The organism is Halochromatium sp. (genome assembly GCF_054919635.1).
Map to the genome: position 1 here is coordinate 1 of NZ_JBUDPI010000175.1, position 7,471 is coordinate 7,471.

Below are 7,471 nucleotides of genomic sequence, written 5' to 3' on the forward strand. Positions count from 1 at the left end.
GTCATGCTGAGGCCCTGTTCTGCGAACGGTGTCAACAGCCGATGCAGGCCACCGGCCTCATTGCGACAAGACAAGAGCATACTGGTCTTGTCATGCCCGCTAGGCGGCGAATCCTCGGGCCCGATCACAAGGAAGCGCGTGGTATTGCCCGGCTCATCCTCGATGCGCTGGGCGAGCACCCCTAGCTCGTAGAGCTCAGCGGCCGCCTCACTCGCCACCGCCGCCGCATCATCAGCGGCCGCCGCCAGTTTTGCGGCATCGGCATTGGTGCTGACGGCTACCCGCTCCGCATTCGGCAGATAACGATCCAGCCAACCACGGCATTGGGCGAGCGATTGCTGGTGCGAATACACTCGCTGCACGGTGCTGAGATCCTGCGCCTTCGACAGCAGATGATGATGGATGCGCAGGGTGACCTCGCCAGCGATCAGCAGTGGCGAGCGCATGAACATATCCAGGGTATGGTTCACCACCCCTTCGGTCGAGTTCTCAACCGGAACCACCCCATAGTCGCAGGCACCCGCCTCCACCTCGCGGAAGATGTCGCCGATCGCCCCGAACGGCTGGGCCTGAACCGAATGGCCAAAATGCTTGAGCGCAGCGGCTTGGGTGAAGGTGCCTTCAGGCCCGAGATAACCGACCTTGAGCGGCTTCTCCAGCGCCAGACAGGCCGACATGATCTCGCGAAACAGACGCGCGATCTCCTCGCCGCCGAGCGGCCCTGGGTTCTCTGCCTTGATACGACGCAGGATCTCGGCTTCGCGCTCCGGACGGTAATACTTGACCGATTCGCCGTGGGCATCCTTGATCTTAGCGACATCCTGCGCACAGGTGGCGCGCTCGGAGATCAGCCGCAACAGATCGGCATCGATCGCATTGATCCGCTCGCGCACCTGTTGGAGCTGATCGTCGCTGGTCATGAGCGCCGGCAGGGCTTGCTGGTCAAGGGAAACTCCGCTCAAGGGCCTTGGTTGGCGAGGCGCTTAACCTTGCGTCGGATCGGGCAGGCTACGCACCGAGAGCACACCATCGATGCGCGCAATCCGCTGCAGGGTCTCTTCCGGCGAGGGCTTGTCGATATCGATCAAGGTCACCGCCAGGTCGTCGCGCGAGCGATTCAGCATATCGATGATGTTCAAGCCATCCTCGGCGAGATCGGTCGAGATCTGTCCGAGCATGTTTGGGACGTTGCGATTGACGACCGCCATGCGATGGCCACCATTGCGCGGCAGATAGATCTCGGGAAAATTGACCGAATTGCTGACGTTGCCGTCCTCAAGATAGGCGCGCACCTCTTCGGCGACCATCACCGCAGAGTTCTCCTCGGCCTCGCAGGTGGAAGCACCAAGATGGGGCAAGACGACCACGCGCGGATGCCCCTTCAACAGGTTGCTGGGAAAATCACAGACATAGGCGTAAAGCTTCCCGCTATCGAGTGCCGTCACTGCCGCATCGTCATCAACGATGCCATCGCGCGAAAAATTGAGCAGCACCGTGCCGTCACGCATGCTTTGGATGCGCTCGGCGTTGATCATGTGACGGGTCTTGTCGGTCAGTGGAACGTGGAAGCTGATGAAATCAGAGCGCGAGACCAGATCATCGATCGACAGCGCCGCCTCGACGTCTGCCTCCAACTTCCAAGCGCTGCGCACGGTGATGCTGGGATCATAGCCAACGACCTTCATCCCCAGCGCACGCGCCGCATTGGCGACCAAGACACCGATTGCCCCTAGCCCGATTACGCCCAGGGTCCGACCTGGCAGCTCAAAGCCAACGAACTGCTTCTTGCCGGCCTCGACCGCCTTGCCGATCACGGCATCATCGCCCTCGAGCTCGCGCGCGAATTGCCAGCCTTGCGCAATGTGCCGCGCAGCTAGGAGCATGCCGGCGAGCACCAGCTCCTTGACGGCGTTCGCGTTAGCACCCGGCGCGTTGAACACGGCAATGCCGCGCTCGGTCATCGCCTGCACCGGGATGTTGTTCACGCCGGCGCCAGCGCGGCCAATCGCCTTCACGCTATCGGGGACCGGAAGGTCATGCATCTTTGCCGAGCGCACCAGGATCGCATCGGGATGGCTAAGCTCGGAAGCGATCTCATACTGCTCGCGCGGCAACCGATTGAGACCTGCCACCGAGATGTTGTTCAGCGTCTGAATCTTGTACATCCCGATCACCCATTAGTGCGCTCAAACTCAGCCATGAACGCGATCAACGCATCGACACCCGCTTCTGGCATCGCATTGTAGATGCTTGCACGCATGCCACCGACCGAGCGATGCCCTTTGAGTGTCAGCAGACCAGCGTCCTTGGCCCCGGCCAGGAAGTCCGCGTCGAGCCCAGGATCAGCCAGCGTAAATGGGACATTCATCCAGGAGCGTGACGCCGGCTCTACCGGGTTGGCGTAAAAGCTTGAGCCATCGATCGCGGCATAGAGCTTCTCGGCCTTGCGACGATTGATCGTACCCATCGCCTCGAGTCCGCCGAGGTCCTTCAACCATTGGAAGACCAGTCCAGCCAAATACCAGGCATAGGTCGGAGGCGTGTTGTACATCGATCCGCTGTCGGCGTGAATCCGATAGTCGAACATGGTCGGCGTCCCGGTATGCGGCTCACCGATCAGATCCTCGCGCAGGATCACGATTGTCAACCCGGCCGGGCCGATATTCTTCTGCGCGCCGGCGTAGATCACCCCATAGCGTGAGACATCGACCGGTCGCGACAACAGCGTCGACGACATGTCCGCGACCAACGGCGCCCGCGACTCAGGGACGTAAGGGAACTCGACGCCCTCGATGGTCTCATTCGGCGTGTAGTGCAGATAGGCCGCATCGTCGGAGAGCATCAGCTCGTCCTGTTTCGGCGCCCGTACGAAGCGCTCGGGCTGGGTGCTAGCGGCGATATGCACCGCGCAGAACCGATGCGCCTCGGCGATGGCCTTCTTCGACCAGCTGCCGGTATTCAAATAGTCGGCCTTAGCCGCCGCGACGGCCAGATTCAGCGGGACCATCGCAAACTGGCTCGACGCACCGCCCTGGAGGAACAAGACGCGGTAGCCGTCCGGTATCGCTAGCAGCTCGCGCAGATCCTGCTCGGCTTGCTCGGCGATACTCATAAACTCCTTGCCACGGTGACTCATCTCGGCCACGCACATGCCGCTGCCATTCCAGTCCAGCATCTCTTCCTGGGCTTGGCGGAGCACGGGCTCTGGCAGCATTGCCGGGCCGGCGCTGAAGTTATAGGGTCGAGACATCAGCGGTACCTTCTTCTGGCTTCTAGTTTCAATCGGGTTGGATACGGAGGCGACTCAGTCGGCATCGCCCTCTTCGCCGGCGCCATCCGCGGAGGGGTCTTCGCGAGGCTGCCCATCGGCTGGCGAGGCGCTGTCATCGAGGCCGACCTCATCCTCATCGCCATTGAGCGCAATGATCCGCTCGATGCCCGCGAGGCGTTGATTCTCGCCCAGATTGATGAGCTTCACGCCCCAGGTGTTGCGGCTCAGGATGGAGATATCATCAACGCCAGTGCGCACCAGGGTGCCTGATTCGGTGATCAGCATGATCTCATCACCGGGTCGGACCAGTACAGCACCCACCTGCTCGACATTGCGCTCGCCGATGCGCATCGAGATCACGCCCTTGGTGCCGCGTCCCTTGGTCGGGAACTCCTCAACCGGGGTGCGTTTACCCTGACCGTTCGCGCCGACCGTCAGCACCGTGCCAGGCTCGGCCACCAGCAGCGAGATCACGCGCTGGTCTTCCCCAAGCGAGATACCGCGCACGCCATGGGCGGTTCGGCCCATCGAGCGCACCTCGGATTCATTGAAGCGCACCGCCTTACCCGCCGAGCTGAACAGCATCATGTCCTGACGACCGTCTGTCACCGCGACGCCAATCAGATACTCGTCCTCATGCAGATCGATGGCAATGATGCCGCGCGCCAGGGGCCGCGAGAACTCAGCAAGCGGCGTCTTCTTGACGGTCCCCTTACTGGTGGCCATGAAGACAAAGCTGCCCTCCTCGTACTCGCGCACCGGCAGGGTCGCATTGATGCGCTCGTCCTTCTCCAGCGGCAGCAGGTTGACGATGGGGCGGCCACGGCCGCCGTAGCTGGCCTGCGGGAGCTCGTAGACCTTGAGCCAGTAGACCTTGCCGTGGCTCGAGAAGCAGAGCACGGTGTCGTGTGAGTTGGCGACGAACAACCGATCGATGAAGTCCTCATCCTTGGTCTTGGTCGCGCTGCGGCCCTTGCCACCGCGGCGTTGCGCCTGATACTCAGAGATCGGCTGCGCCTTGACATAGCCGGCGTGCGAGAGCGTGACCACCACGTCCTCGGGTGCGATCAGGTCCAGCAGCGAGATATCGGCCTGGTCCTCGACGATCTCGGTTCGGCGTTGATCCGCGTATTGATCGCGAATCGCCGTTAACTCATCACGAATGACCTGCATCAGACGGTCCGGATCGCGCAGAATCGCGAGCAGATCAGCGATCTTGTCGAGGATATCCTCGAACTCCTTGATGATCTTGTCTTGCTCGAGCCCGGTCAGACGCTGCAGCTGCAGGTCCAGGATCGCTCGCGCCTGGCGCTCGCTAAGCCGATAGAGCCCATCCTCGCGCAGCCCGAAGCCGGCCTCGAGATCATCCGGCCGGGTCTCCGCAGCGCCAGCCCGCTCGAGCATCCCGGCCACAGCCCCAGCGGCCCAATCGCGGGCCATCAGCCCCTCGCGAGCATCGGCCGGGCTCGCCGAGGCCTTGATCAGCGCGATGACCTCATCGATGTTGGCGAGCGCGACCGTATAGCCTTCCAGGAGATGGGCGCGATCACGCGCCTTGCGTAGCTCGTAGATGGTCCGACGGGTGACGACATCCCGGCGATGGCGCAGGAAATACTCGAGCAGCTGCTTCAGATTCAGCGTACGCGGCTGACCGTCGACCAGGGCGACCATATTGATGCCGAACACGGTCTGCATCTGGGTATGCTGATAGAGATTGTTCAGCACCACGTCCGGGTAATGATCGCGCTTGACCTCGATCACTACCCGCATGCCGTCCTTGTCCGACTCGTCGCGCAGCTCGGCGATGCCCTCGAGCTTCTTCTCGCGCACCAGCTCGGCCATCTTCTCGAGCATGCGCGCCTTGTTGACCTGATACGGCAGCTCGGTGACGACAATCGCCTCGCGCTTGCTGCGCTTCTCGGTCTCTTGATGCGAGCGCGCACGCAGCCGGATGCGCCCGCGGCCAGTCCGGTAGGCCTCGCGGATGCCGCGAATGCCGTTGATGATCGCCGCGGTGGGGAAGTCAGGACCCGGCACAATCTCCATCAATCGCTCGATCTCGACGAACGGATCATCGATGATGGCGAGACAGGCATCGATGATCTCGCCAAGATTGTGCGGCGGGATATTGGTCGCCATCCCAACCGCAATACCCGCAGCGCCATTGACCAGCAGATTCGGAAAGCGCGCTGGTAGGACCGTTGGCTCATGCTCGGACTCGTCATAGTTCGGGATGAAATCGACCGTCTCCTTGTCAAGATCGTCGAGCAGCGAGTGCGCAATACGCGCCATGCGCACCTCGGTGTAGCGCATCGCCGCTGGTGAATCGCCATCGACGGAGCCGAAGTTGCCTTGGCCATCGACCAGCATGTGACGCATCGAGAACGGCTGCGCCATGCGCACGATGGTGTCATAGACCGCGGTGTCACCATGTGGGTGATACTTACCGATGACATCACCGACCACACGGGCCGACTTCTTGTAGGGCTTGTTCCAGTCGTTACCCAGCACGTGCATTGCAAACAGCACGCGCCGATGCACCGGCTTGAGGCCATCGCGCACATCCGGTAGCGCCCGCCCGACGATGACGCTCATCGCGTAGTCGAGGTAGGACTGGCGCATCTCGTCTTCGAGATTGACCGGGAGGATCTCTTTGGCGAAATCGGCCATCGCTCTGTGTAGACTTCCTGGGACGGGGGTGGTTAAGGCGCTTGGCGAGGAGCAGTTAGGTCGCACCGGTCACCGAGCGAAAGGCAAAGAACCAGGCCTCGATCGGACCAGCCGATGGCTGGACGGCAAGATCAAGCGGGCCGGCATGCGGCCCTATGCGGTCATCGGTGCGGTCATCAGGGCCGCGATCAGTAAAAGCCCATTATCATACCACCGAGAGCCCTTCAGCATCAGGCTCAGCGGCCTGTTTCACCAAGCGCGACACCGAATGTGGGCTAAGCGCGCCCTCCCTCTGCATGCAAGGCAGCATGGATCTGGCGCGCCAAGTCTTGGCTGATGCCCTCAACGCGGGCGATCTCCTCCGGCGCCGCGCGGACTAGCCCGCGCAGCCCACCAAAGGCGCGGAGCAGATTCTGGCGACGCTTTGGACCAACACCAGGGATGCCCTCGAGGGTCGAGGTTTTGCGCGCCTTATCGCGCCGCTGCCGATGTCCAGTGATCGCAAACCGGTGCGCTTCGTCGCGGATCTGCTGCACCAGATGCAAGGGCGGCGAATCAGCACCAGCGATGATGGGCGCCCCGGGAGCAGCCGACTCCCCTGCCCGCCCCCCAGCGCACTCCCCAGGCCGATCACCAGCCCGATCCACAAGCCGGTCCCCAATCAGACCCTCTGCGAGCCACAATTGCTCGGCGCCTGCCTTTCGATCCGGTCCCTTGGAGACAGCAACAAGTCGCACGCCGTCGATTCCAAGCTCATCGAGCACGCTAGCGACCGCGCTGAGCTGGCCCTTGCCGCCATCGATGAACAGCAGATCGGGCAGCGGCACCTCGCCCGACTGCACCCGCCGGTAACGGCGCAGCAGTGCCTGCTCCATCGCCGCATAATCATCACCCGGGGTAATGCCCTCGATATTGAAACGCCGATAGTCCGATTTGCGCGGTCCCTCGTCATCAAAGACGACACAGGAGGCAACCGTCAGCTCACCACGGGTGTGGCTGATATCGAAACATTCCATGCGCCGCGGTAGGTCGTCGAGGTCGAGCAGATCGCGCAGCGCCTCGAGCCGACGGGCGTAACCGGCGCGGCTACCAAGCCGTGCCTTGAGGGCCAGGTCGGCATTATGGACCGCCATCTCGACCCAGCGCGCACGCTCGCCGCGCAGCCGGTGCTTCAGCGCCACTCGCCGACCCGCCCGCTCGCTGAGCGCCGTGGTGAGAAACTCGGACTCATCGGGCTCTGCGTTCAGCAGCACCTCGGGCGGGATCTCCTTGTCGACGTAGAACTGCGCCAGGAAGCCCGAGAGCACCGCAGCCTGGTCAGCGTCCTCAGGCACCTGCGGGAAGAAGGCCTTGTTGCCGAGGTTACGCCCAGCGCGGATGAAGAAGACCTGCACACAGACCGTCCCCGCCTCTTCAACCGCAGCGATGATGTCGACATCGCCGCCTTCGCCAGTGACATACTGACGCTGTTGGATGCGCCGCAAGGTCGCGATCTGATCGCGCAGCAGGGCCGCACGCTCGAACGCTAGC

Annotated in this window: 5 protein-coding genes; all 5 read right to left on the bottom strand. The window is 62.6% G+C overall.

What is annotated here, in order from left to right; translation table 11 throughout:
* On the bottom strand, window positions 1-920 hold a 920-nt coding region (pheA, locus tag ACY693_RS11410), incomplete at its 3' end, for a chorismate mutase (protein ID WP_462321948.1).
* 63 nt (window positions 921-983) lie between these two features.
* Complete coding sequence (locus ACY693_RS11415) at window positions 984-2,165, bottom strand: phosphoglycerate dehydrogenase (RefSeq protein WP_462321949.1); 1,182 nt, start codon at window positions 2,163-2,165, stop codon at window positions 984-986.
* A gap of 5 nt (window positions 2,166-2,170) precedes the next feature.
* Window positions 2,171-3,250, bottom strand: a complete 1,080-nt coding sequence (gene serC, locus ACY693_RS11420) for a 3-phosphoserine/phosphohydroxythreonine transaminase (protein ID WP_462321950.1) — start codon at window positions 3,248-3,250, stop codon at window positions 2,171-2,173.
* Between the two features lie 54 nt (window positions 3,251-3,304).
* On the bottom strand, window positions 3,305-5,941 hold the full coding sequence (gyrA, locus tag ACY693_RS11425) for a DNA gyrase subunit A (protein ID WP_462321951.1): 2,637 nt from the start codon (window positions 5,939-5,941) through the stop codon (window positions 3,305-3,307).
* Window positions 5,942-6,216: 275 nt separating this feature from the next.
* A partial coding sequence (locus ACY693_RS11430) for an excinuclease ABC subunit UvrC (protein WP_462321952.1) occupies window positions 6,217-7,471 on the bottom strand: 1,255 nt, incomplete at its 5' end.

Bases quoted from the DNA above. Each gene is read 5' to 3' on its own strand.
- serC (WP_462321950.1), bottom strand. From the start codon at position 3,250: ATGTCTCGACCCTATAACTTCAGCGCCGGCCCGGCAATGCTGCCAGAG.
- ACY693_RS11415 (WP_462321949.1), bottom strand. From the start codon at position 2,165: ATGTACAAGATTCAGACGCTGAACAACATCTCGGTGGCAGGTCTCAAT.
- gyrA (WP_462321951.1), bottom strand. From the start codon at position 5,941: ATGGCCGATTTCGCCAAAGAGATCCTCCCGGTCAATCTCGAAGACGAG.